This window comes from Erwinia sp. MYb375 (assembly GCF_037479175.1).
GTDB lineage: Bacteria > Pseudomonadota > Gammaproteobacteria > Enterobacterales > Enterobacteriaceae > Erwinia > Erwinia rhapontici.
Window position 1 is genome coordinate 396220 of sequence record NZ_JBBGZS010000014.1, and the last position, 25049, is coordinate 421268.

27 protein-coding genes are annotated in these 25049 nt (G+C 54.4%); 11 read left to right on the forward strand and 16 right to left on the reverse strand.

The window, feature by feature from the left end:
- The 3 genes from WH279_RS08370 to WH279_RS08380 all read left to right on the forward strand — a co-directional run bounded on the left by WH279_RS08370 (position 1) and on the right by WH279_RS08380 (position 1604).
- Positions 1 to 831 (forward strand): phosphoenolpyruvate hydrolase family protein, encoded by an 831-nt coding sequence (locus tag WH279_RS08370; protein ID WP_339455790.1) that lies wholly within the window; start codon positions 1 to 3, stop codon positions 829 to 831.
- 138 nt (positions 832 to 969) lie between these two features.
- Positions 970 to 1245, forward strand: coding sequence for a type II toxin-antitoxin system HicA family toxin (locus tag WH279_RS08375; protein ID WP_339455792.1), 276 nt, complete (start codon positions 970 to 972; stop codon positions 1243 to 1245).
- Complete coding sequence (locus WH279_RS08380; protein WP_339455794.1) at positions 1242 to 1604, forward strand: type II toxin-antitoxin system HicB family antitoxin; 363 nt, start codon at positions 1242 to 1244, stop codon at positions 1602 to 1604. The genes WH279_RS08375 and WH279_RS08380 overlap by 4 nt, the downstream gene beginning before the upstream one ends.
- 47 nt (positions 1605 to 1651) lie before the next feature.
- Here the strand turns inward: WH279_RS08380 and mltC are convergent, their stop codons facing one another.
- From mltC to mutY, 3 genes are read right to left on the reverse strand one after another with little or no spacing between them, the layout of a single operon-like run.
- Positions 1652 to 2731: a membrane-bound lytic murein transglycosylase MltC gene (gene mltC, locus WH279_RS08385; protein ID WP_339455796.1), complete on the reverse strand. Its 1080-nt coding sequence runs from the start codon at positions 2729 to 2731 to the stop codon at positions 1652 to 1654.
- A 54-nt stretch (positions 2732 to 2785) separates the two neighbouring features.
- Entirely contained in the window at positions 2786 to 3058 is a 273-nt protein-coding gene (locus WH279_RS08390; RefSeq protein WP_133846151.1) for an oxidative damage protection protein, read from the reverse strand.
- The gene (gene mutY / locus WH279_RS08395; protein WP_339455797.1) at positions 3058 to 4143 is read right to left on the reverse strand and encodes an A/G-specific adenine glycosylase; all 1086 of its coding nucleotides are present in this window, start codon (positions 4141 to 4143) and stop codon (positions 3058 to 3060) included. Before mutY ends, WH279_RS08390 begins: the two co-directional genes overlap by 1 nt.
- 321 nt (positions 4144 to 4464) lie before the next feature.
- On the opposite strand from mutY, the gene trmB reads away from it, so the two are divergent.
- The 3 genes from trmB (at position 4465) to WH279_RS08410 (ending at position 6380) form a co-directional block, all read left to right on the forward strand.
- On the forward strand, positions 4465 to 5184 hold the full coding sequence (trmB, locus tag WH279_RS08400; RefSeq protein WP_133846153.1) for a tRNA (guanosine(46)-N7)-methyltransferase TrmB: 720 nt from the start codon (positions 4465 to 4467) through the stop codon (positions 5182 to 5184).
- Positions 5184 to 5510: a YggL family protein gene (locus tag WH279_RS08405; RefSeq protein ID WP_133846154.1), complete on the forward strand. Its 327-nt coding sequence runs from the start codon at positions 5184 to 5186 to the stop codon at positions 5508 to 5510. The genes trmB and WH279_RS08405 overlap by 1 nt, the downstream gene beginning before the upstream one ends.
- A gap of 153 nt (positions 5511 to 5663) precedes the next feature.
- Positions 5664 to 6380, forward strand: a complete 717-nt coding sequence (locus WH279_RS08410; RefSeq protein WP_200641256.1) for a YggN family protein — start codon at positions 5664 to 5666, stop codon at positions 6378 to 6380.
- A 139-nt stretch (positions 6381 to 6519) separates the two neighbouring features.
- Here WH279_RS08410 and hemW read toward each other — a convergent pair whose 3' ends face one another.
- The 4 genes from hemW to WH279_RS08430 form a co-directional block, all read right to left on the reverse strand.
- Positions 6520 to 7656 carry a radical SAM family heme chaperone HemW gene (hemW, locus tag WH279_RS08415; RefSeq protein WP_339455800.1) on the reverse strand — a complete coding sequence of 379 codons (1137 nt, stop codon included), beginning with the start codon at positions 7654 to 7656 and terminating at the stop codon, positions 6520 to 6522.
- Complete coding sequence (gene rdgB, locus WH279_RS08420) at positions 7649 to 8242, reverse strand: RdgB/HAM1 family non-canonical purine NTP pyrophosphatase (RefSeq protein WP_171148825.1); 594 nt, start codon at positions 8240 to 8242, stop codon at positions 7649 to 7651. The genes hemW and rdgB overlap by 8 nt, the downstream gene beginning before the upstream one ends.
- 154 nt (positions 8243 to 8396) lie before the next feature.
- Positions 8397 to 8936, reverse strand: coding sequence for a YggT family protein (locus WH279_RS08425; RefSeq protein WP_133846158.1), 540 nt, complete (start codon positions 8934 to 8936; stop codon positions 8397 to 8399).
- 8 nt (positions 8937 to 8944) lie between these two features.
- The gene (locus WH279_RS08430) at positions 8945 to 9658 is read right to left on the reverse strand and encodes a YggS family pyridoxal phosphate-dependent enzyme (RefSeq protein WP_200641599.1); all 714 of its coding nucleotides are present in this window, start codon (positions 9656 to 9658) and stop codon (positions 8945 to 8947) included.
- Between the two features lie 15 nt (positions 9659 to 9673).
- On the opposite strand from WH279_RS08430, the gene WH279_RS08435 reads away from it, so the two are divergent.
- Positions 9674 to 10666 (forward strand): type IV pilus twitching motility protein PilT, encoded by a 993-nt coding sequence (locus WH279_RS08435; protein WP_200641258.1) that lies wholly within the window; start codon positions 9674 to 9676, stop codon positions 10664 to 10666.
- Between the two features lie 92 nt (positions 10667 to 10758).
- Here the strand turns inward: WH279_RS08435 and ruvX are convergent, their stop codons facing one another.
- From ruvX to metK, 8 genes are all read right to left on the reverse strand, one after another.
- Complete coding sequence (ruvX, locus tag WH279_RS08440) at positions 10759 to 11181, reverse strand: Holliday junction resolvase RuvX (protein WP_191933856.1); 423 nt, start codon at positions 11179 to 11181, stop codon at positions 10759 to 10761.
- Positions 11181 to 11744 (reverse strand): YqgE/AlgH family protein, encoded by a 564-nt coding sequence (locus WH279_RS08445; protein WP_339455809.1) that lies wholly within the window; start codon positions 11742 to 11744, stop codon positions 11181 to 11183. The genes ruvX and WH279_RS08445 overlap by 1 nt, the downstream gene beginning before the upstream one ends.
- A 91-nt stretch (positions 11745 to 11835) precedes the next feature.
- On the reverse strand, positions 11836 to 12780 hold the full coding sequence (gene gshB / locus WH279_RS08450) for a glutathione synthase (RefSeq protein WP_339455810.1): 945 nt from the start codon (positions 12778 to 12780) through the stop codon (positions 11836 to 11838).
- A 74-nt stretch (positions 12781 to 12854) separates the two neighbouring features.
- A complete protein-coding gene (rsmE, locus tag WH279_RS08455; RefSeq protein WP_339455811.1) occupies positions 12855 to 13586 on the reverse strand; it encodes a 16S rRNA (uracil(1498)-N(3))-methyltransferase in 732 nt (243 codons plus the stop codon).
- 53 nt (positions 13587 to 13639) lie between these two features.
- On the reverse strand, positions 13640 to 14353 hold the full coding sequence (gene endA, locus WH279_RS08460) for a deoxyribonuclease I (RefSeq protein WP_339455813.1): 714 nt from the start codon (positions 14351 to 14353) through the stop codon (positions 13640 to 13642).
- 122 nt (positions 14354 to 14475) lie between these two features.
- Entirely contained in the window at positions 14476 to 14988 is a 513-nt protein-coding gene (locus WH279_RS08465) for a SprT family zinc-dependent metalloprotease (protein WP_339456256.1), read from the reverse strand.
- Positions 14989 to 15118: 130 nt separating this feature from the next.
- Entirely contained in the window at positions 15119 to 16516 is a 1398-nt protein-coding gene (locus tag WH279_RS08470) for a sugar porter family MFS transporter (protein ID WP_133846165.1), read from the reverse strand.
- A gap of 380 nt (positions 16517 to 16896) precedes the next feature.
- The gene (gene metK / locus WH279_RS08475) at positions 16897 to 18051 is read right to left on the reverse strand and encodes a methionine adenosyltransferase (RefSeq protein ID WP_200641263.1); all 1155 of its coding nucleotides are present in this window, start codon (positions 18049 to 18051) and stop codon (positions 16897 to 16899) included.
- A gap of 345 nt (positions 18052 to 18396) precedes the next feature.
- On the opposite strand from metK, the gene WH279_RS08480 reads away from it, so the two are divergent.
- The 3 genes from WH279_RS08480 (at position 18397) to speB (ending at position 21563) form a co-directional block, all read left to right on the forward strand.
- On the forward strand, positions 18397 to 18564 hold the full coding sequence (locus tag WH279_RS08480) for a virulence promoting factor (protein ID WP_227535748.1): 168 nt from the start codon (positions 18397 to 18399) through the stop codon (positions 18562 to 18564).
- A complete protein-coding gene (gene speA, locus WH279_RS08485) occupies positions 18557 to 20533 on the forward strand; it encodes a biosynthetic arginine decarboxylase (protein ID WP_133846169.1) in 1977 nt (658 codons plus the stop codon). The genes WH279_RS08480 and speA overlap by 8 nt, the downstream gene beginning before the upstream one ends.
- A gap of 109 nt (positions 20534 to 20642) precedes the next feature.
- Entirely contained in the window at positions 20643 to 21563 is a 921-nt protein-coding gene (speB, locus tag WH279_RS08490; protein WP_133846170.1) for an agmatinase, read from the forward strand.
- Between the two features lie 83 nt (positions 21564 to 21646).
- Here speB and WH279_RS08495 read toward each other — a convergent pair whose 3' ends face one another.
- Complete coding sequence (locus WH279_RS08495) at positions 21647 to 22399, reverse strand: M48 family metallopeptidase (protein ID WP_339455818.1); 753 nt, start codon at positions 22397 to 22399, stop codon at positions 21647 to 21649.
- Between the two features lie 287 nt (positions 22400 to 22686).
- Here WH279_RS08495 and tkt point away from each other — a divergent pair, with 287 nt between their 5' ends.
- Positions 22687 to 24678, forward strand: coding sequence for a transketolase (gene tkt, locus WH279_RS08500; protein WP_339455820.1), 1992 nt, complete (start codon positions 22687 to 22689; stop codon positions 24676 to 24678).
- The last annotated feature ends 371 nt before the right edge of the window (positions 24679 to 25049 follow it).

Below are 25049 nucleotides of genomic sequence, written 5' to 3' on the forward strand. Positions count from 1 at the left end.
ATGCCTGCTTTTACCCGTCGGCAGTTGCTGACCAAATTCAGAGAGATGATTGCCCGCCGTGAACCGATTATCGGCGGCGGTGCGGGCACCGGGCTGTCAGCAAAATGCGAAGAAGCCGGGGGGATCGATCTGATCGTGATCTATAACTCCGGGCGCTACCGGATGGCCGGACGCGGCTCACTCGCCGGGTTGCTGGCCTACGGCAATGCCAATGAGATCGTGGTTGATATGGCCAAAGAGGTGCTGCCAGTGGTGAAACATACCCCGGTGCTGGCGGGCGTAAATGGCACCGATCCTTTCTGTAATTTCGATAAATTCCTCGATGATCTGAAAGCCCTCGGCTTTTCCGGTGTACAGAACTTCCCGACCGTCGGGCTGATTGACGGTAACTTCCGTGCCAACCTGGAAGAGACCGGCATGGGCTATGGCCTGGAAGTAGAGATGATCGCCCTGGCCCATCAGAAAGAGATGCTGACCACCCCTTACGTGTTTAGCGCAGCCGATGCGGTGGCGATGACCGCCGCGGGTGCGGATATTATTGTGCCGCATATGGGGCTGACCACCGGGGGAAATATCGGTGCCTCGACGGCGTTGCAGTTGAAGGACTGCGTGCCGCTGGTGAATGCCTGGGCCGAAGCCGCGAAAGCGGTACGCGAGGACGTGATCGTGCTGTGTCATGGCGGGCCGATCTCCAGCCCGGAAGATGCGCAGTACATTATGGATAATTGCCCGCAGTGTGATGGTTTCTATGGCGCCAGCTCAATGGAGCGCCTGCCAACCGAAGTGGCACTCACCGAAACCACACGTAAGTTCAAGAATATCAGTCGGTAATACCACACCCGAGGTCCCCAAGGCGCAGCTTACTGCGCCTTTTTTATGCGTAGCGCTGCGCAAATCCAGGCATCTGACATTGCGCCAACGTCATTGAAGTGTATTTTGACTTCAAAAAATGACTTCAAGGATGATGCAATGAGGAATAGAATAGCGGCATTAAGAAAACGACATCGGGATACGTTGCGGCAAATTTTCACCCGTCCGGTACCCACGGATTTGAAGTGGCAACGGATAGAAACCTTGATCATTGCTCTTGGAGGTGAAGTCCTTGAAGCACAAGGATCCCGTGTCAGGTTTCTGCTTAATGGCTCACTGGCACGTTTTCACCGCCCACATCCGTCACCGGAGACAGATAAAGGGGCGGTAGTGGCAGTGAAGGAGTGGCTGGAAGAGACAGGAGTTGAACCATGAATAAAGTGATGGCTATACCTAACGTGATGGTGATTGGCGGCCAGCCTGCCGCAGTTAATTTTGTTGCTGAACTGGACGCGTTTCGCGGTAAGTTTCTTGGGTTATCGGGTTACTGTGATTTTGTCGCTGACAGTATTACAGGCTTAAAGTGCGAAGGTGAAATCTCCCTGCGAGATTATCTGGCGGACTGCCATGAGAGTGGCATCGATCCCTATGAGCATGAGGAGAAAGTGAAAACCTTCACATTGCGCTATCCAGAGTCTTTTGGGGAACAACTGGCACAGGCCGCCGCTGAACATCAGCTCTCGCTGAACAGCTATATTGTCGCGGCATTAAGCGCGCAAATGAAGAAATGTTGAGATGAGTCAGGGGCGGCCTTTATTGCTGGTCGCCCCTGGCCCATTCATTAGTAGCGGTGGTAGCCCTTCTGCGCGTTGTTAACCTTAGACAGGTAACGACGTGATTCTGCCGACGGGTGGCTGGTGGTCAGCTTCTGGTAGACCTCAGCAGGCGACAGGTTGTTAATCGCGCTGAAGGCACGGTCTTTATCGCTGGAGAACACCCGCAGTACGCTTCCTGCACCGCCGTTATAGGCGGTGATCACCGCATAGCGGCGCGAGGTGGTGTTATTGATACCGGCCAGGTAGTTGCCCTGTAACAGAGACAGATAGGCGGTGCCCGCGTCGATATTGTTTTCCGGGTCGAGCAGGTAGCTGCGGCTTGGTTTACCCCATTTCCCTTTCATCCGGAACACATCCACCCCGGCGGTATGCTGCACCACCTGCATCAGGCCCAGTGCATCCGCATGGCTGACCGCATAAGGGTTGAAGCTGGATTCAATCTGCATGATCGCCAGGATCAGCGACTGATCGACGCCATAGCGTTCGGCGGCTTTGCGTACCATCGGCAGATATTTATGTGCACGTTTGTCGAGGTGGTTTGGCACCATCGGAATGGTGACCGACCAGATCACATGCAGACCGGAATTACGCCGTTGCAACTTATTCTGGATCAGATAGTCAGCAAAGCTGGCGGCGCGCCCCTGCCAGCGGATCGGCTGGCCGGTATTATCCAGCACCTGGCCATACAGCAGCGGCTCTTTACTGATCTGAATATCTTTGGCGTCGGAATAGAGATCGACATTACCCGGATCTTCCCCGATCAGCAGGGTGGTGATAATCGCCTGACGCAGACTGGCCGTCGGATCGGTTCCTGCGATGGTCTCGATAGTGATGCTACCGGCATCAAAGTTAATGTGGCTACGGGTGTAGTATTGATCGCTGTACTTCACATAGTCTTTTGGACCGGCGATCAGGACTTCATTCATTCCCCAGATATTTTCGATGTTGTGGGCAAACTGTCCCATCAAAATATCAAAACCGTTGGTGTCTTTAATCCACTCTTCATGAGAGGCGTTTTGCTTCTTGCCTGAGCAGGAAACCAGCAACGGCGCAATAATCAGCAAACTTATCAGTTTTTTCTTCATTTTCTCGTGCATCGCCCACAATTTGAGAGGGCCTCATCAGTGAGGCCCAACGACTTATTCTTCCGGCGGGGTATAACCTTCGATATGAACCTCGTGGCCCTCGAACAGGAATTTAATCATCTCTTGTTCCAGTAGCTTACGGTCATCAGGGTTCATCATACTGAGTTTCTTTTCGTTGATCAGCATGGTCTGTTTCGCCATCCATTTTGACCAGGCTTCTTTTGAAATCTCGTTATAAATGCGTTTGCCTGTATCCCCAGGGTATAGCTGGAAATCCTGCCCTTCGGCATCACGTTGCAGGAACGTACAAAAAATGGTTCGGCTCATTACTCTTCCTCTTCTGTTACGCGAGCATTCAACGCCATCTGTTGTGGCTGGCGTAACTGCTGTAGCAGGCGCTCTACCGGCGCGGCCAGCCCCACGGCGGGCGGCTGCGCTAAGTTATACCAGAGACCCGGCACATCATCCATTGCCGCACGGGCAGAAGGCAGCTCAAGCCACATTGGCACAATATCCAGGTGGAAATGGCTGAAGGTGTGGCGGAAGGCGATCATCTGCTGCAGTTTGCTGTCGTCCACCCCACGCAGCCGCAGTGCCTGGCGCAGTTCTGTCTCAGTGCCGTACTGGGGAAAACAGAACAGCCCGCCCCACAATCCCACCGATGGACGCTGTTCCAGCCAGACATCCTGCCCTTGCTGCATCAGTAATAAGAAGCCGGTGCGTTCCGGAATGGTCTGCTTCGGTTTTTTCCCCGGGTACTGCGCCCAGCTATTATTTGCGTAAGCAATACAGCCGAGATTAAGCGGGCAAATTTCGCATTTAGGTTTCGAGCGGGTACACACCATCGCGCCGAGGTCCATCATCGCCTGGTTAAACTGGCTGACGCCCTCCGCAGGGGTGACATCTTCACTGATTTGCCACAGGCGCTTTTCCACCTCTTTCTTACCCGGCCACCCACCTACCGCATAGCAGCGGGCCAGCACGCGTTTGACGTTGCCATCCAGAATCGGGAAGTGCTTGCCCAGCGCCAGGGAGAGAACCGCGCCAGCAGTGGAACGCCCGATGCCGGGCAGGGCTTCAACCTCTTCTATGGTATGCGGAAAAACACCGTCATGCTTTTCCACCACGGTTTTCGCTGCTTTATGCAGATTACGCGCGCGCGCGTAATAACCGAGGCCGGTCCACAGGTGCAGCACTTCATCAAGCGGGGCGGCTGCGAGGTCGCTGACGGTAGGGAAACGTGCCATAAATCGTTCGAAATAGGGGATAACGGTCGCGACCTGCGTCTGTTGCAGCATCACTTCAGAGAGCCAGACCTTATACGGTGTTTTTTCCAGCTGCCACGGCAGGGTTTTACGCCCATAGCGCTGATACCACTCCAGTACCTGATGTGAAAACTGCGCTGCCTGCATGTTGTGAATCCCCGTTCTGCCAATCTGAAAACCAGGCAGGGATTCCAGCACAGAGATTAAGGGCTGTAAACCGGATAATCACTGCATTTGATGAACTGCTGCAAGACGCTATGCTGTCAGCGTATTTTTTGGCAGCGATACCCTTCATACTTCATTGCCGCCTTCCTGCACCAAAAGTAGGCCCCCTGAGGGGACTCGAATTATTTTGGGTCTATACTGCAAACCAGTTAAGCAGGCGTCCCTGCAACAGGCGGCCTTTATGTTTTCACTTCCTGAAGGCATAATGCCCGCTTTCTACAGTGCACAGCCGCAGGCAGAATCATGAAAAACGATGTTATCTCACCGGAATTTGACGAAAATGGCCGCGCTATGCGCCGGATCCGCAGCTTTGTACGTCGCCAGGGCCGTCTGACCAAAGGTCAGCAGCAGGCGCTGGAGACACTGTGGCCGGTAATGGGCGTTGAGTATCAGCCAGAACCGGTCGATTTAACCGCTCTGTTTGGCCGTGACGCGCCGCTGGTGCTGGAGATTGGCTTCGGTATGGGCGCTTCGCTGGTGGCGATGGCTGCCAGCAATCCGCATCAGAACTTCCTGGGTATTGAAGTGCATTCACCGGGCGTGGGTGCCTGCCTGGCGACGGCGGAAGAGGCGGGCGTCAGCAATCTGCGGGTAATGTGTCATGATGCGGTTGAAGTGCTGAATCTGATGATCCCGGATAACTCTCTGGGTATGGTGCAGCTGTTCTTCCCGGACCCGTGGCACAAGGCGCGCCACAACAAACGCCGCATCGTTCAGGTGCCGTTTGCCGAACTGGTGTTGCGTAAGCTGAAGCTGGGTGGCGTGTTTCATATGGCGACCGACTGGGAAGCCTATGCAGAGCATATGCTGGAAGTGATGAGCAGTATTGACGGTTATAAAAACCAGTCGCAAGAAGGTAACTGGGTGCCGCGCCCGGAATCGCGGCCGTTAACGAAATTTGAGCAGCGTGGTCAGCGTCTTGGCCACGGTGTATGGGATCTGATGTTTGAGAGGGTTAAATAATGGCTACACAACGCAGTCGTCGTCTTCGTAAGAAAATGCACATTGATGAGTTTCAGGAGTTAGGCTTCTCCGTGGGCTTTACCTTCCCGGAAGGCACCAGCGAAGAGACTATCGACAGCACTGTTGATGCGCTGATCAACGAAGTGATCGACGCTAACGGCCTTGCCTTCGATGGCAGCGGTTATCTGCAATGGGAAGGTCTCATCTGCCTGCAGAAAATCGGTAAATGCACCGATGAGCATCGTGAGCTGGTTAAAAACTGGCTGGAAGCGCGTAAGCTGAACGATGTGAAAGTGACCGAACTTTTCGACGTTTGGTGGGATTGACGGTCTGACCGCAACAGAAGGTCAGACCCTACGAAAGTGGGGTAATCTCGCTGTAGAGGCCGATCATTTTTTTCGATCGGCCCTCCGGGATGACCACATAAGGGGGGCGGCCATGTTTGTGGTTGCCCCTTTTTCATATCAAGGAGACGATTTATGCGTAAAGCGCTTTTGAGTGGTGCATTGCTGCTACTGGCCGCCGGCCAGGCACAGGCGGATTACCAATGCAGCGTTAATCCTCAGGACGATATCATTATCAGCCCGAATCAGGTCGAGGTCGTTGGCGCAAGCGGGAATCTGAGCATTTCCCCTGTGGGTGATGTACAGCGTAATGGCAAAGTGGCGAATATTGATGATGCCACACGCCAGAAAGCTATCGATTATCAGACTGCGCTGCGCCGTGATCTGCCGTGGATTGATAGCGGGGCTAAACAGCGCCTGGAAAAAGGGCGCATTGCGCTGGACCGCGTCATTGTTCAGAAACTGGGGCAGAACAGTAATGTGCGTCAGCGTCTGACCACGCTGGACGGGCAGCTTAAGCAGCAGATGAACCGTATTATCGAGAAGCGTAGCGACGGTTTAACCTTCCATCATAAGGCGGTTGAGCAGGTGCGTCAGGATGGCGAGCGTCTGGTACAAAACGCGATGGGTGGGGTGGTGCAGGACAGTCTGAACGAGATGGGCAGCAAGCAGGCAGGAAACGGCGATAACCCGTTGCAGGCGATTATGGGTAATCTTGGTGGTTTACAGCAGGCGATTCAGGCCGAATGGAGCAATCAGGAGCAGGATTTCCAGAATTTCGGTCATGAAGTCTGTAATCGTGTGACCAGCCTTGAAGGCCAACGCAAGGCGTTGATTGCCGGGTTGAAGTAAGCGTTTATGCCGGGCGAGGCATGCCTCGCCCCTACGGGGATACGCGTTATTTCGTCCGGGCGGGGCATTCGCGTTATTTCGTCCGGGCGAGGCATTCGCGTTATTTCGTAGGGGTCAGGCATGCCTGACCCGAACCGCATTACTCCGCTAAAAACAGCTCCAGCAGCGAATTCAGGAACAGTTTTCCCTTCTCCGTAATCTGCCACTCTTCAGCCGTTTCCGTTAGATACCCTTTGGCGAGGGCTTCGTCGATCTGCGCGCGAATGGTGCTTTCCGGCAATCCGGTATAGCGCGTATATTCCTCACGCGGTGCGGCTTCCAGCAGGCGAAAACGGTTCATAAAGAATTCGAACGGCTTCTCGGCGTCGGCTACATTGTGGCGCTTATCGAGATATTTTCCCGTCATAAAACCGCGCGGATGCTTGGTTTTAGCGGTGCGGATAATGGTACCGTCTGGCTGAGTCAGTTTACCGTGAGCACCGCAGCCAATACCGAGGTAATCACCAAAGCGCCAGTAATTGAGGTTGTGCTCACAGCGGTAGCCGGGTTTGGCGTAAGCTGAAGTCTCATACTGCTGATAACCCGCCGCTGTCAGCAACGCATCACCTTGCTCGAAAATATCCCACAGGTCATCTTCATCTGGCAGTCGCGGCGGCCGTGAGGCAAACAGCGTGTTTGGCTCAATGGTGAGCTGATACCAGGACAGGTGCGGCGGATTGAGGGCAATCGCCTGGCGCAAATCGTCCAGCGCCTCTTCCAGCGACTGATCCGGCAGACCGTGCATCAGATCGAGGTTAAAGCTGCGCAGCCCGAGGTTCTCAGCCAGCTGCGCTGCCCGCTTCGCTTCCTCAGGCCCGTGAATGCGCCCCAAACGCGCCAGTTTGGCCGCACTGAAACTCTGCACGCCAATGGAGATACGGTTGATACCGGCGCGCTGATAGCCGCTGAAACGCTCTGCTTCGACCGCCCCCGGATTGGCTTCCATGGTGATCTCAGCCGTGGGTGACAGCGGCAGGCGGGCACGAACGCCGTCCAGCAGCATCTGCATCGCTTCGCTGCTTAACAGGCTTGGCGTACCACCACCGATAAAAATGGTGCTGACTTCGCGCCCGGAAGTCAGCGGCAGGTCAATATCCAGATCGTTCAGCAGATGCTGCACGTACTCTTCGTGCGGCACCTCACCTTTTAACGCGTGGGAATTGAAATCGCAGTACGGACACTTCTGTACACACCAGGGAATATGGATGTACAGGCTTAACGGGGGCAGATTAACCATGTTTCATGGCGCTCAACAACAGCTCTAAGGCCTGCCCACGATGTGACACCGCGAGTTTTTCTGCCTTGCTCAGTTCTGCTGCGGTTTTACCCAGCGCAGGGACGAAGAAGATCGGATCATAGCCGAAGCCCCCTACGCCTGCCGCGCTGCGGGTAATTTCCCCGGCCCAGCTGCCGTGAAACACCAGCGGTGTCGGATCTTCAGCATGGCGCAGATAGACCAGCACGCAGTGAAACTGCGCCTGACGTTTCCCGTCCGGCACCGATTCCAGTGCCGTCAGCAGCTTTTCCAGATTCTGCTGGTCGCTGGCATCAAGCCCGGCATAGCGCGCTGAGTAAATCCCCGGAGCGCCACCCAGAGCATCGACAGCCAGCCCGGAGTCATCGGCAATGGCCGGGAGCCCGGTAATGGCCGCCGCATGGCGCGCCTTAAGAATGGCATTTTCAATAAAGGTCAGCCCGGTCTCTTCGGCAGACTCCACGCCCAGTTCCGTTTGCGCCACGATATCCAGCCCAAACGCGGCTAACAGGTCAGCCAGCTCACGAACCTTTCCGGGATTGCCGGTGGCGAGTACAACTTTTTGCATAGTAGATCCAAGAATATTATTAATTTATAACGTTTTAACCGAGAATTTTGCCCTACAGGAAGGCGGCAACTGAGTGAATCCCCGGGAGCTTACTGTAGTAAGTGACCGGGGTTCACAAGGGCAGCCAACGCATCTGTAGGGTAAAAGACGACAGCTAAAACTGGGCCCAGCCGGGGATGTATTCTAAGCCCAGGAAATTCAGCATATACAGAATCAGAATCACCGCCATTGCCGAGAAGTCGATACCGCCCATCGCCGGAATAATACGGCGCACAGGTGCCATCAGCGGCTCTGTTAACTGAATCAGCACGTAATCAACCGGGTTACGCCCCTGGCTGACCCAGCTCATCAGTGAACGCACGATAATGACCCAGAAGACCAGCACACCCGCCGCCTTCACCAGGATCACCAGACCCAGGTAGAGGAAAATCGGATCCGGCACGAACAGGCGCAACGTCACCGGTCCCAGCAGCACGCTGACGATATAAGCCAGCAGCAGTGAAGCCGTATCAAGCGGCCCGATGGACGGGATTATGCGGCGTACAGGTTTAACGATCGGTTGGGTGATTTTCACCACAAACTGTGAGAATGGGTTGTAGAAGTCACACCGTGCCCACTGCATCCAGACGCGCAGTAACAACACTTTGATGTAAATCGCAATCACCGTTGTGACCAGAAAGATCAACGCTAGCATGAGGTTCCTCAGTTGTTGTGATGAACGGCGGCATGACCGTAGTCGCGCGCGCCGAAAATTGCGGTGCCGATACGCACCATGGTACTGCCTGCCGCGATTGCGGCGTCCATATCGTCACTCATTCCCAGCGAGAGGGTATCCACGCCGGGATAATCTTGTTGCAGCTGTTGAAACGCCTCAGCCATCTGCTGACATACCGCCAACTGGCGCGTGTAGTCGGCTTCGGGTGCCGGGATTGCCATCAATCCGCGCAGTGTGAGGCGCGGCAGATCGGCAATCTGCTGTGCCAGCGCGGGCAGGTCAGCCAGCCTGATACCGGATTTGCTCTGCTCATCGCTGATATTGATTTGAATCAGGACGTTAAGCGGAGGCAAATCGTCAGGGCGCTGCTCGTTGAGACGGCTGGCAATGCGCAAACGGTCAACGGTATGGCACCAGTCAAAATGCTCCGCGACCAGACGGCTTTTGTTAGATTGCAGCGGGCCGATAAAGTGCCAGGTCAGGGCAGAATTTGCCAGTAGCTGGATTTTATCCACGCCTTCCTGCACATAGTTTTCGCCAAAGCTACGCTGCCCGGCCGCCACCGCTTCTTCGACCGCGCTCGCAGGTTTGGTTTTGCTCACTGCAAGCAGCTCAATCTCTTGTGGATCACGCCCGCATTGTGCTGCCGCCGCTGAGATCCGCTGGTGGACTTGCTGTAAGTTGTGCTCAATCGAAGTCATAGTCAGGGATGAAATATGGATATTGAGGAAATTGTGGCCCTTAGTGTAAAGCATAATGCCGGGGATCTGCACCTTTGCAGTGGTCATTCTCCATTCTGGCGCTGTGATGGCCGTCTGACAGCGATTGACGGCGAGCCTGAGGTGCAAAATGCCTGGCTGGAAAGCGTGGCACAGCAGTGGCTGACAGCGTCCCAGCAGCAGGAACTGGCACAGCAGGGGCAGGTGGACTTTGCCCTGACGATGGCAGGGGGTGTGCGCCTGAGGGGCAATCTTTTCCGCCAGCGTCACGGGCTGTCGCTGGCGTTGCGTCTTATTGCCCGTCACTGCCCGGGAATGGACGCGTTGCACCTGCCGGAGGTGACACGAGCGTTGCTGCACCACAAAGAGGGGTTAATCCTGATTACAGGTGCCACCGGCAGCGGCAAGTCCACTACACTGGCGGCGCTGATTGGCGAAATTAATCAGCATCAGCAGCGGCATATCCTGACGCTGGAAGACCCGGTGGAATATCTGCATAGCAGCGCACAGTCGCTGATCCAGCAGCGTGAGAAGGGCCTGCACTTCAACGGTTTTGACTCGGGACTGCGTGCGGCACTGCGTGAAGACCCGGATGTGATCCTGCTGGGCGAACTGCGTGATGCAGAAACCATCCAACTGGCACTGACTGCTGCGGAAACCGGGCATCTGGTGCTGGCAACGCTGCATACGCGCGGGGCAGCGCAGGCAGTGGAGCGGCTGGTGGATGTGTTTCCCGGCAATGAAAAGAACCTGGTGCGTAGCCAGCTGGCAGGGAGTTTACAGGCGGTGATTGCCCAGCGTCTGGTGCAGGCAAAAACGGGCAGGGTCGCGTTGTTCGAGGTGCTGGTTAACAGCCCGGCGGTGGCGAATCTGATCCGCGAGGGGAAAACGCATCAGCTCCCGGCGCTGTTGCAGACGGGCAGCCAGCTGGGAATGCAGACGTTTGAGCAGAGCCTGGCGGAACGGCAGAGATTGGGGGTATTGAGTTAATGTTGTGCCGGGAACGGGCGGGTCATGCCGCGCTCCTACGGCGGGAGGGCGATTGCGTAGGGGGGCTGATATGCCTGACCCGTCTGGCTCATTTACGTGTAATGGTTCTCGAACCAGCTTTCCAGAATGATGACCGCAGAAAGCGAATCGACGCTGCCTTTGCTCAGGGCGCGAAAACCCCCACGCTCAAACAGTTCGGCACGGGCTTCGACAGTGCTCAGACGCTCATCGTGCAGCTCAATCTGAACGCCAAAGCGACCATGCAGACGATTGGCGAATTTGCGCGCCCGCACGGTCAGCGGTTGTTCGGTGCCATCCATATTCAGCGGCAGCCCGACCACTACGCGGTCCGGCTGCCACTCTTTCAGCAGCGCTTCAATTTTGTTCCAGTCCGGTACGCCATCATTGGCTTTCAGCGCTGTTAACGGGCGGGCTGTGCCGGTCAGTTGCTGGCCAATCGCCACGCCAATACTTTTCGTCCCAAAATCAAAGGACAACATGGTCATACTGCTCATCAGGCGTGTCCTGCTTCACTGGCGATATTATGGATATCGACACCCATACTTTTTGCTGCTTCGCGCCAGCGCTCGGCAATCGGGGTATGGAACAGGATATTGCTGTTGGCGGAGGTCGTCAGCCAGGCATTTTCCAGCAGTTCGCTTTCAAGCTGGTCTTTTTCCCACGCACAATAGCCCAGTGCAACCAGTACCTGTTCGGGTTGATCCGGCGTACCTAACGTTTCCAGTACATCGCGGGATGTAGTGATCACCGTGTTGTCAGACACACGAATGCTGGAGGCAAATGTTCGTTGTGCAGAATGCAGAATAAAACCGCGATCCTCTGCCAGCGGCCCCCCGGCAAACACCGGTTTATCCAGTCTTGCATCGGGTTCACGTGGCTCTGGTGAAATTTTTAGCTTGGTGAGAATGCCGTCAACCGTCAGATTTTCCATCGGTTTATTCACGATCAGCCCCATCGCACCATCATCATTGTGTTCGCAGATATAGACCACTGAACGTTTGAACAGCGGGTCCTGTAATGTTGGCATGGCAATCAAAAAGTGATGCTGTAAATTCATACTTAAGTGTTCTGTAGTCTGGTTAACGCCCGGGCGGTTCGCCACGGGCGTTAATGGGTGAGCGGAGGGCAGTCCGGCCCTGCCGCAACAATCAGGCCAGGCGTTTTTCAATCGCATCCATCAGCATGCCGGTGATAGAAATCGGGAATGCGGCTTCGATCTCACGAACGCAGGTTGGGCTGGTCACATTAATTTCAGTCAGTTTGTCACCGATAATATCCAGGCCGACAAAGATCAGCCCTTTCTCTTTCAGGATTGGGCCAACGCGGCGGGCAATTTCCCAGTCGCTTTCGGTCAGTGGGCGAGCTTCACCACGGCCACCGGCGGCCAGGTTGCCACGGGTTTCACCGGATTTAGGAATACGCGCCAGGCAGTAAGGCACCGGCTCACCGTCCACCACCAGCACGCGTTTATCCCCGTCTTTGATGCCAGGAATAAAGTTTTGTGCCATGCAGTAGAACTCGCCGTGGCTGGTCAGGGTTTCGATGATCACTGACAGGTTCGGGTCTTCTTTCTTGACGCGGAAGATAGACGCGCCGCCCATGCCATCCAGGGGTTTAAGGATGATGTCGCCGTGTTCCTGCCAGAATTCACGGATCTGGCTGGCATTACGTGTGACCAGCGTATCCGGGGTCAGTTCGGCAAACCAGGCGGTGAACAGCTTTTCGTTACAGTCACGCAGGCTCTGCGGCTTGTTAACGATCAGTGTGCCTTTCTCTTCCGCACGCTCAAGAATGTAGGTGGCGTAAATAAACTCGGTATCGAACGGAGGATCTTTGCGCATCAGCACCACGTTAAGATCGGCCAACGCAATATCCTGCTCGCTGCCGAACTCGAACCATTTGTCATAGTTCTGCTCTACGCTCAGCAGGCGGGTGCGGGCACGGCCTTCGCCACCACGCAGATAGAGATCGTTCATCTCCATGTAGTGAATTTCGTAACCACGGCGCTGTGCTTCCAGCAACATGGCAAAGCTGGTGTCTTTTTTAATATTGATGGAAGTGATCGGGTCCATCACGATGCCAAGCTTAATCATTCTTTCTTCTCCACTCAGAGCTATCTAGCCTGCAAACTGCCTGCGACGATTACGCTCAAGTATGTTTATTAGTTTTAGCCCAGGTCGCCAAAACGCACCTGCAGGGCGGTAATCGCCGTCAGGGCGGTGGTTTCGGTACGCAGTACGCGCGGCCCCAGCAAAATATCGGTGAAATTATGCTGTGCGGTCATACTGATTTCATCGGACGTGAGTCCTCCTTCCGGGCCAATCAGCAACCTCACGCGCTCAACCGGGAGCGGCAGTGTGTTGATGCTGTGTTCAGCTCGTGGATGGAGATTTAATCTTAACCCGTGATCCTGCTCTGCACACCAGGCGTCAAGTGCCATGGCTGGCCTGACTTCCGGTACGCTGTTTCGCCCACACTGTTCGCAGGCGGCAATGGCGATTTTCTGCCACTGCTGAATTTTTTTCGCCAGACGATCTGCATCCAGCTTTACGCCGCAGCGTTCAGAAAACAAGGGGGTAATCACATTTACTCCCAGTTCTACGGCTTTCTGTATCGTAAACTCCATCTTTTCACCGCGTGACATCACCTGCCCAAGATGCAGATGAAGGGGGGACTCGCGGCTGTCGGCGCGGGTTGCGGTGATTTTGACACGCACATTTTTTTTATCTGCCTGAATAATCTCGGCGGCAAAAGTCAGATTTGTGCCATCGAACAATTCCAGGGCCTGGCCTGGCACCATACGCAGTACGCGGCCAACGTGGTTAGCCGCTTCTTCGCTGAGGGCGGTTTCACTTCCTGTCTCTAATGATTCAGGGTGGTAAATGCGGGGTATACGCATGGAAATCCTGTCAAAATGAATGCACGGATGCTGTGCAGTGTAGGTCAGTGATTTTACCGCTGGCAAGCCTGCTGTACATAAGGGTTATGATTCCCCTGCACACGCGCAATGCGGCGGTCGCGTTCGCACTCCCACTGAGTGGCCGGGTACTGCTTATTCCATGCGGTCATCAGCTGGGTTTGCTGTTTTGACATTTGCAGCTGGTACTGGTCACGCATATAGAACCAGGTGCGGGCAATCGCGCCACGGGCGCGCACTGGCGGCTCAGCCAGCTTATTTTTAAAATCGACCTTCATGGCGCACTGACCGTACTGTGATTCCCCACCGTTCCACTGACTGTACATAAAGTTACCCCGATCGCCGTTCACTTCGCCGATAGAGGGTTGTAGGTTGTGCAGATCGGTTTCCATGCGGCGGTAGCCCTCATCTTTGGCACAGTTTTTACGGCCGCCATTTTGCCAGCACTGACGCTGGTGGCCAAAGCTCCAGGCCGGAACCACATGCTCCCACTCAATACGGCTGGCGCGGTTGGCGTTCTTACGCACCTGATAACCGCATGAGGCGAGGTCAGGCACGCCTTTTTTCCCCTGCCAGTGAATTTTACAGCCGCAGTAGAAAGTGCCGGGCGCAGCCTCATTGATCTGCGCAGCATAAGCTTTCGCCTGGTTGAAGCTGTTCTGATGATAGTTATCCAGGCTGAGGGCATGGGAAAAAAAGGCGGGTAACAGCAGAGCAAAGGCCACAGAGGCTAAAATTTTGCGAGACATATTCCAGTAAATCTGTAATCCATGAAAGGGGCAGGGAGAGTAACAGATATGCGGGATATTACGAATAAGTGGCAGAGATAAGCGTCTTAAATTGCCTGATTTTCAGTCACATCAGGCGGATTTTAAGCGTTCTGGAAGTCACCGGACTTGAGGATGTCACCACAGTGCAGACAGCGGTATTCGCTTTCACCGCGTAACACCCGGTTATGGCGTCTAACCGTCAGCTGATGTTGCTGGCAACGGCAGAAATAGGGGAAGGCCCGGCTGCGGACGGATTCCACTTCGAACTGATGGGTACGGCGTGCGGGAACACCAAGGATGCTTTCCATCATCCATTTCCACTCTTTACCGTGGGGGGCAACGCGACCGAAGTGTTTCCATACCAGCAGGTGCGCCAGCTCATGAGGGACAACTTCATCAATAAACGCCTGCTGATTTTCCAGCAGTAAGACCGGATTCAGGCGGATTTCCCAGTGCTGTAGCCAGGCGGTTCCGGCAGCGGTTCCACGCTGCTGATAAACCAGTGCCGGTTCGGGATAGTCGCGCTCCAGCCGCACATTGGCCTGCTGCAATTTTTCACGCAGCTGGCGCATCACGGCCTGCTGCAAAGCGATGGGAAGTCTCTGGGATTTCATGCAGGCAAGAATACGGTCCGCCACCGGGCAATTCAAGCTGTAGCTGGCATCTTCTGGCGCTATAAAAAGAAACCGGGCCAGCATCATCGCTGGCCCGTTTTTATCGTGGGTCTTTGGTGTCACTGATTGTTCAGTCGCGCTGACCGATATTGCGCAGTTTTTTACCGCCTAACAGATTGCGTTCGATGTGCTCCAGTGAAACGTTTTTCGTTTCCGGGATCAGCCACAGTGTCAGGACAATAAAGAACAGGTTCAGCGCGCCGTACACCCAGAAGGTGTTGGCGTTACCAAGGGTGTTCAGCATGGTCAGGAAGGTGGCTCCGACAATCATGTTGGCAATCCAGTTGGTCGCGGTCGACACCGTGATACCGAAATCACGCCCTTTCAGCGGCTGGATTTCTGAACACAGCACCCAGATCAGCGGACCGGCACTCATCGCAAAACCAACGATAAACATCAGCAGCATCGCAATAGCGAAGTATTGCGCGCCTTCTGAGTGAATCCCCACGTGCAGCATGGTACCCAGCACGCCCATACCGGCAGCCATCACAATGAAGCCAAGGATTAGCGTCGGCTTACGGCCCCAGCGATCCACCAGACCAATAGCGATAAAGGTGGCCAGCACGTTGATCAGTCCGACAATCACCGTTCCCCACATCTGCTGGGTGGTATTGGTGAAGCCAGCAATTTCGAAGATTTTTGGCGCGTAGTACATGATGACGTTCATGCCGGTGAACTGCTGCATCACCTGCAATAACACGCCCAGATAGACCGCGCGGCGGAAGTTGCTGTTGTCTTTGAACAGCGACCAGCCAGACTGCTTGATCTTCAGACTTTCACGAATTTCATCCAGTTCACGTTTAGCCTGTTCGCTGGTATCACGCAGACGATCCAGCACCCGCTGTGCGCTGCGGAAATCACCTTTCGCCGCCAGCCAGCGTGGGCTGTTCGGCAGGAAGAACACACCGACCAGCAGCAGCAGGGCAGGGATAGTGATCACGCCGAGCATCCAGCGCCACTCACCGGAGTAGCTGAAAGCAGTATCCGACAGATAAGCACCGAGAATACCGATGGTAATCATCAGCTGGTATAGCGAGATCATGCTGCCACGGATCTTCTCCGGTGCAATCTCGGACAGATAAAGCGGAGCAGTATACGATGCGACACCTACCGCCAGGCCCAGCAGTACGCGGGCAACAATCAGCATTTCCGGGTTAGGGGAGAAGGCTGACCACAGGGAACCGATAACGAACAGCACAGCCCCGATCATCAGGCTTTTTTTACGCCCGAGGTAGGATGACATCCAGCCGCTGCCGACGGCACCGATTGCGGCGCCAAACATCATTGAACTGACTATCCACTCCTGTTGGTGAGGGGTCACGCTGAAGTCTTTCGCGATGAAGGGTAATGCGCCGGCAATTACACCGATATCCAGGCCGAACAGCAGGCCTGCCAATGCTGCGAGGAAACAGACAAACAGGGTCATGGCCTTGTTTGATGTCCTGCTGCGTTTTTTATTATCAGGCATGGTCGCCTCCATTGAGTAGTACCGCATGTTGTTGTTATAGATGTTAGGAAACCCTGGTACAGCAGACTGTGCTTCAGATCACATTGGTGTAATCGCTTACACACTGGAAGTTTCTGAAAAACACTTTTTATCCCGCTGTAACTCTTTGTAACCAGTAAGTCATAGCACGTTATAGCTTTAACCGTTTTTACAATGAACGGCTATCGGACAACGCTGAAAATAGCGCATTTTAGGATTTAGTTGAAGATTTTGTTTGTTGTAACACTAAGAAAAATAAAGAATTATTTGATGTAATCGTTATCACTGTCTGCAATGTGTTTAGGGCCTTTCAGGCATAAAAAAGGGCACCCGAGGGTGCCCCTGATGCATCAGGCTTGAGTTTATTTCAGGCCGGCAGCATCACGCAGCAGTTCAGCTTTGTCGGTTTTTTCCCAAGGGAAATGCTCGCGACCAAAGTGACCGTATGCGGCCGTTTCGCGGTAGATCGGATGCAGCAGGTCCAGCATCTGAATCAGGCCGTAAGGACGCAGGTCGAAGAACTCGCGCACCAGCAGGGTCAGTTGTTCGGTAGAGACTTTCTCTGTGCCGAAGGTTTCCACCATGATAGAGGTCGGTTCTGCTACGCCGATAGCGTAGGAGACCTGGATTTCGCAACGATCGGCCAGGCCAGCGGCTACGATGTTTTTCGCCACGTAACGTGCCGCATAGGCCGCAGAGCGGTCAACTTTAGACGGATCCTTACCTGAGAACGCACCGCCGCCGTGACGTGCCATGCCGCCGTAGGTATCAACGATGATTTTACGCCCGGTCAGACCGCAGTCGCCCATTGGGCCACCAATAACAAAACGGCCAGTTGGGTTGATATGGTATTTGGTGTTGGCGTTGATCCACTCCGTTGGCAGAACCGGCTTGAGGATCTCTTCCATCACCGCTTCCTGCAGATCTTTCTGCGAAATGTCTTCGGAGTGCTGAGTCGACAGAACTACCGCATCAATACCGACAATTTTACCGTTGTCGTACTGGAAGGTGATCTGGCTTTTCGCATCCGGACGCAGCCACGGCAGGCTGCCGCTTTTACGTACTTCGGCCTGACGCTGCACCAGACGGTGCGCGTAAGTGATCGGCGCAGGCATCAGCACGTCAGTTTCGTTGGTGGCGTAGCCAAACATCAGGCCCTGGTCGCCAGCACCCTGCTCCAGCGGGTCGGTACGGTCAACGCCCTGGTTAATGTCGGGAGACTGTTTGCCAATCGCACTCAGTACGGCACAAGAGTTGGCATCAAAGCCCATATCGGAATGGACATAGCCGATATCACGCACGGTCTGACGAGTGATCTCTTCAATATCGACCCATGCGCTGGTGGTGATTTCACCGCCAACCAGAACCATTCCGGTTTTCACATAGGTTTCGCAGGCCACGCGAGCTTTTGGATCTTGCTCGAGGATGGCATCGAGCACAGCATCTGAAATCTGGTCGGCGATTTTATCAGGATGTCCTTCTGATACGGACTCGGATGTAAAAAGGTGTTTAGCCATTTTATTCTTTACCTTGACTCTAACGGGTTGAAAATCGACTGCATGCGCCAGGACCGGAAACCAGTCTGGAAACTCAGACATGACGCCCCCACAGGCAAAGCCATGAGCAGTACAAACAAGACGCTGATAAGCGTCATACTTCAAGCTGTGGCTTCGCTGGCGACGCTTGTTTGTCGCCCTGCTACAACTCGAATGATTTAGGGTATAGAAGTTAACCAGTTTAGACGGATTAACATCTGGACGGCTATTCTAGGTTACTCATTAATCGGATTGCCAGCGTTTTTTCTTTAATGAAAGTTTCAACTATTGTTCAAAGTGTCAAATTTTCATGACAGAGGGCGCATTGTGCACATTAAGATTTTGCATAATGTTATACTTAAGAGGTTGTTCGGTGCGGAATTTCAGCGTTTTGTGCTGTCTAACCCGCCAGTCGATGGGTTGTTGTCGCGGGTTTTCCCTGCGATAGTAGTTTACTGTTTCGCATCAATGAAATTCGAGGATCGAAATGTCTGACGACATGAAGACAATTAAGGGTTCGTCAGCAGGCGAACAGGGCGTACTCCGTTCCATGCAGGAGGTCGCCATGAGCGATTTGGACGCCAGCAAAATGCTGCGGACTTACAATATCGCCTGGTGGGGTAATAACTACTACGACGTGAACGAACTGGGCCATATCAGTGTTTGTCCCGATCCCGATGTGCCGGAAGCACGCGTCGATCTCGCCAAGCTGGTGAAAGAGCGCGAGGCGGAAGGTCAGCGCTTACCCGCCTTGTTCTGTTTCCCACAAATTTTACAGCATCGCCTGCGCTCGATTAACGCCGCGTTTAAACGTGCGCGTGAGTCTTACGGCTATCGCGGTGATTACTTCCTGGTGTATCCGATCAAGGTTAACCAGCATAAACGCGTCATTGAGTCCCTGATCAACTCCGGTGAACCCCTGGGGCTGGAAGCAGGCTCGAAAGCTGAGCTGATGGCCGTGCTGGCCCATGCCGGGATGACGCGTTCGGTGATCGTCTGTAACGGCTATAAAGACCGTGAATATATCCGCCTCGCACTGATTGGCGAGAAGATGGGCCACAAGGTCTATCTGGTGCTGGAAAAAATGACCGAAGTGAAGCTGGTACTGGAAGAAGCGGAACGCCTGAACGTGGTACCACGCCTGGGTATTCGTGCGCGTCTGGCTTCGCAGGGCTCCGGCAAATGGCAGTCGAGCGGCGGAGAGAAATCTAAGTTTGGTTTGTCCGCGACTCAGGTGCTGAAGCTGGTTGAGATTATGCGCGAAGCAGGCCGTATGGAAAGCCTGCAACTGCTGCATTTCCATCTCGGCTCTCAGATGGCAAACATTCGTGATATTGCGACAGGTGTGCGCGAGTCAGCGCGCTTCTACGTCGAACTGGCGAAGCTTGGCGTTAATATCCAGTGCTTTGACGTGGGTGGTGGCCTCGGTGTGGATTATGAAGGCACGCGCTCGCAGAGCGACTGCTCTGTTAACTACGGTCTGAACGAATACGCTAACAATGTGATCTGGGCTATTGGTGATGCCTGTGAAGAACACGGCTTGCCGCATCCGACGGTGATCACGGAATCCGGCCGGGCAGTGACCGCGCACCATACGGTGCTGGTCTCCAACATTATCGGTGTGGAACGTAACGAATTCAGCGAGCCTCAGGCGCCGCTGGAAGACTCCCCGCGCCCGATTGTCAGTATGTGGGACACCTGGCAGGAGATGCATGAGCCGAGTAACCGCCGCTCATTGCGTGAATGGCTGCATGACAGCCAGATGGATTTGTTCGATATCCATACCGGCTATTCGCAGGGGACTTACGATCTGACCCAGCGTGCCTGGGCCGAGCAGCTGTATCTCAGCATCTGTCACTATATTCAGCAGCACCTTGACCCAAGTAACCGCGCGCACCGCCCGATTATCGATGAGCTGCAGGAGCGTATGGCGGATAAGATTTACGTCAACTTCTCGCTGTTCCAGTCGATGCCGGATGCCTGGGGTATCGATCAGCTGTTCCCGGTGATGCCGCTGGAAGGGCTGAATCAGGTGCCTGAACGCCGCGCCGTGCTGCTGGACATTACCTGTGACTCAGACGGTACTATCGATCACTACATTGACGGTGACGGCATTGCCACCACCATGCCAATGCCGGAATACGATATTGATAATCCGCCGATGCTGGGCTTCTTTATGGTCGGTGCCTATCAGGAAATTCTCGGTAACATGCACAACCTGTTCGGGGATACCGAAGCGGTCGACGTCTTTGCTTTCGCCGACGGTTCGGTGGAAGTACAGCTTTCTGACGAAGGCGATACTGTGGCCGATATGCTGGAATATGTGCAGTTGAACCCGGCAGAGTTGCTGACGCACTTCCGGAATCAGATCAAGCAAAGCGATCTGGACGAAGAGCTGCGTGCGCAGTTCCTGGAAGAGTTTGAAGCAGGCCTGTATGGCTACACGTATTTAGAAGACGAGTAAGTCTGGTCCCCAAATGGTCATACTGAATTAACGAATCCCTTCCGGGTCGGGCTAACGACGCGGTGGGGATTTTTTTCATCTTTTGTTTGTCAGTCAGAAAGGAGTTGCTATGAATAACACCCTGGGTAACCAGTACGATAACTCGCTGGTTTCTAACGCCTTCGGTTTTATGCGTTTTCCGGTCAATTTTCAGCCTTACGACAGTGATGCCGAGTGGGTGATTACCGGTATTCCGTTTGATGCAGCCACCTCCGGTCGTCCGGGAAGCCGTCTTGGTCCAGGCGCTATTCGTCAGATTTCTACCAATCTGGCCTGGGAAGGTTGCCGCTGGCCATGGGAGTTCGATCTGCGTCAGCGCCTGAATGTGATTGACTGCGGTGATCTGGTTTACGCTTTCGGTGATTCTCAGGATCTGAGCGACAAATTGCAGGCACATGCGGAAAAGTTGCTGGCTAACGGCAAACGTATGCTGACGTTCGGCGGCGATCATTACATCACGCTGCCACTGCTGCGCGCGCATGCCAAAACATTCGGTAAGATGGCGCTGGTTCATTTTGATGCGCACACCGACACCTATTCTAACGGCCCGACGTTTGACCACGGCACCATGTTCTATACGGCGCCGAAAGAAGGGCTGATCTCGCCTGAGCATTCCGTACAGATCGGCATTCGTACCGAGTTTGATAAGTCTCTGGGCTTTAATGTGCTGGATGCTGCTCAGGTCAACGACCGCAGTGTGGATGATATTCTCGCGCAGGTGAAAGCGATTGTCGGCGATCTGCCCATCTATCTGACGTTCGATATCGACTGCCTGGACCCGGCCCATGCTCCAGGCACCGGAACGCCGGTGATTGGCGGCCTGACCAGCGATAAGGCCAGCAAGCTGGTGCGCGGTTTACAGGGGATGAATATCGTTGGTATGGATCTGGTGGAAGTGGCACCGGGTTACGATCAGTCCGATATCACGGCGCTGGCGGCTGCCAGTCTGGCGCTGGATATGCTGCACGTACAGGCAGCGAATAAAGGGTAGTTTCCTGTGAGAAGGGCTGACCGCAACAGAAGGTCAGCCCCTGGGTCTGCCGGGGCGACCTTTTTTCGGTCGCCCCATGCCGATTATTTACCGGCCGCAATACGCTGTTTGATGTGGTCTGCACGCGCCTGAGAAGCCGGGTGCGAATCAAACATGCTGCTTTCGTGAGTCCCTTCCATCTTCGCTAACTTCTCGAAACTGGTCACCAGCCCCTGCGGGTTAACGTTACGTTTTTTCAGCAAATCGAACGAGTAGTCGTCTGCCTGGGACTCCTGGCTCTGGGAGAACTGTGCATTGACCAGTTTCTCGCCCAGTGCACCCAACTGAGACTGCGACAGCGATGCGGCAACGCCACCCGCAGAAGCCGCGGCAGTACGTGCGGCAGTGGTGGCATAGGCCAGCTGCATGGCTTTACGTGAGTGGCCCAGCGCGACGTGGCCCATTTCGTGGCCCAGCACGCCTTCGACTTCGTTATCAGTCATCATGTCCATCAGGCCGCTGTAAACGCGGATACAGCCATTAGCCATCGCCCAGGCGTTGACGTCTTTAGTCAGATAAACTTTATAATTTGCCGGGGTGCCGTTGATGTTATCGCCGAGAGCCGCTGAGATTTTGCTCAGGCGTTTGGCATAGGTGCTGCTGGCAGGGGCGATCTGCGCTTCGCTATCCATCTGCTGACAGGATTTATCGCTTAACTCTTTGACCTGCGCATCGCTCAGTGTGGCAGCCTGGTAGGCCTGCGCACCGGACTGCATCAGCGTGTTAGCGTCAAAATTCTGACAGCCAGAGAGGGTCGTTGCCAGTGCCAGTGCAGCGAAAGAAATACGTTTCTTCATTCCAGTTCATCCATTTAGGTAACAAGGTAGTAAAATCATTAAGTTGGAAAAAAACGTCGGAAAAAAAAAGCCGACGGAAGAGGTGTTATAGCGCGTGTAAAGGCGATTGCCTAGTCGCGATGCTCTCAAACTGCAACTTCTGTGATTTTTTTTACATCCTGCGCCATGTACATGTTACCCGTATTTCATGTACATTGATGGTCGACTTTCCTTCGGCTTTGCCTGATAACTCATTCATTACAATAGGTTAAGGACGGCGAAGCGTTAAATCCGACCTGGAGTAGAAAATGTCTTCTCGTAAAGAGCTTGCCAACGCCATTCGCGCATTAAGTATGGATGCGGTGCAAAAAGCCAAATCCGGCCACCCGGGTGCCCCAATGGGTATGGCCGATATCGCCGAAGTCCTGTGGCGTGACTTCCTGAATCATAACCCTACAAACCCTCTGTGGGCAGACCGCGACCGCTTTGTGCTGTCTAATGGTCACGGCTCTATGCTGATCTACAGCCTGTTGCATCTCAGCGGTTATGACCTGCCAATCGATGAACTGGCTAACTTCCGTCAGTTGCACTCCAAAACCCCAGGTCACCCTGAATACGGCTATACCGCTGGCGTGGAAACCACCACCGGCCCACTGGGCCAGGGTATCGCGAACGCGGTAGGTATGGCGATTGCTGAACGCACGCTCTCAGCGCAGTTCAACCGTCCAGGCCACGATGTGGTCGACCATAACACCTACGTGTTCCTGGGCGACGGCTGCATGATGGAAGGTATCTCCCACGAAGTGTGTTCACTGGCGGGAACGCTGAAGTTGGGCAAACTGGTGGCGTTCTATGACGACAATGGTATCTCCATTGACGGCCACATTGAAGGCTGGTTCACCGATGATACGGCGAAACGCTTCGAGTCTTACGGCTGGCACGTTGTACGTGGCGTCGATGGCCACGATGCTGAAGCCATCAAGAAAGCGGTTGAAGAAGCGAAAGCGGTCAGCGATAAGCCTTCGCTGCTGATGTGCAAAACGGTTATCGGTTTCGGTTCTCCGAACAAAGCCGGTACGCATGATTCTCACGGTGCACCGCTGGGTGATGATGAAATTGCACTGACGCGTAAGCAGCTGGGCTGGAACCATGCGCCGTTTGAAATTCCTTCAGACATCTATGCGCAGTGGGATGCTAAAGAAGCCGGCAAGGCGAAAGAAGCCGCATGGAATGAGAAGTTTGCTGCCTATGCGAAAGCCTTCCCTGAACTGGCGGAAGAGTTCAAACGCCGTGTGAACAACGAGCTGCCAGCGAACTGGGCAACCGAGTCGCAGAAATTCGTTGAAGAGCTGCAGGCTAACCCGTCTAAAATCGCCAGCCGTAAAGCGTCACAGAATGCCATCGAAGCCTTTGGTAAACTGCTGCCGGAATACCTGGGCGGCTCCGCTGACCTGGCACCAAGCAACCTGACAATGTGGTCTGGTTCTAAGCCAATCAACGAAGATGCTGCAGGCAACTACATCCATTACGGCGTGCGCGAATTCGGTATGACCGCGATTGCCAATGGTATCACCCTGCACGGTGGTTTCCTGCCGTACACGGCAACCTTCCTGATGTTCGTTGAATATGCCCGAAATGCGGCGCGTATGGCGGCACTGATGAAGATCCGCCAGGTGATGGTCTACACCCATGACTCTATCGGTCTGGGCGAAGACGGCCCGACTCACCAGCCGGTTGAGCAGATCGCCAGCCTGCGTGTCACGCCGAACATGAGCCTGTGGCGTCCGTGTGATCAGGTCGAATCAGCGATCGCATGGAAATATGCGATTGAGCGTAACGATGGCCCGACTGCCCTGATCCTGTCACGTCAGAACCTGGCACAGCAGGACCGTACTGCGGAACAGCTGGCAAACGTAGCACGCGGTGCTTACGTGCTGAAGGACTGCGCAGGTACGCCTGAAGTTATCCTGATTGCGACCGGTTCAGAAGTTGAGCTGGCAGTAGGCGCGTATGACAAACTGACGGCTGAAGGCCGCAAGGTGCGCGTTGTGTCTATGCCGTCTACCGATGCTTTCGACAAGCAGGATGCTGCCTACCGTGAAGCTGTGCTGCCGAAAGCAGTCAGCGCACGCGTGGCGATTGAAGCCGGTATCGCAGATTACTGGTTCAAATACGTGGGTCTGAACGGCGCTATCGTCGGTATGACCAGCTTCGGTGAGTCAGCGCCCGCTGAGAAGCTGTTCGAACTGTTTGGCTTCACCGTGGATAACGTTGTCGCTAAAGCCAAAGGCCTGCTGTAATAGCGTAACGGGTGAGGCATGCCTCACCGCTATGAGGGCCGGGCGTGCCCGACCCCTACGCAGTTTACCTGAAGGGTCGGGCATGCCTTATCCTTACACAGTTCCCCGTAGGGGTCGGGCATGCCCGACCCTTCTTTATCCCGCCAGAAAAATTCCAAATTTGTGACGTAGATCGAAAGTTACGCTCCACAATTGATCCGAATCATTCCTATTATTCCTCACTTCTATTATTCTAGCTGAAGCGTTTCAGTACTATGTCACACAAGGATCACCATTCAGACTGAGCCTTGTTATGATGCAAGAATATCCTGTACAAATCGCGGTGGCTGGCTCAGGCTAATCCTCCGATTTCATCGTGAATTCTGAAGCAG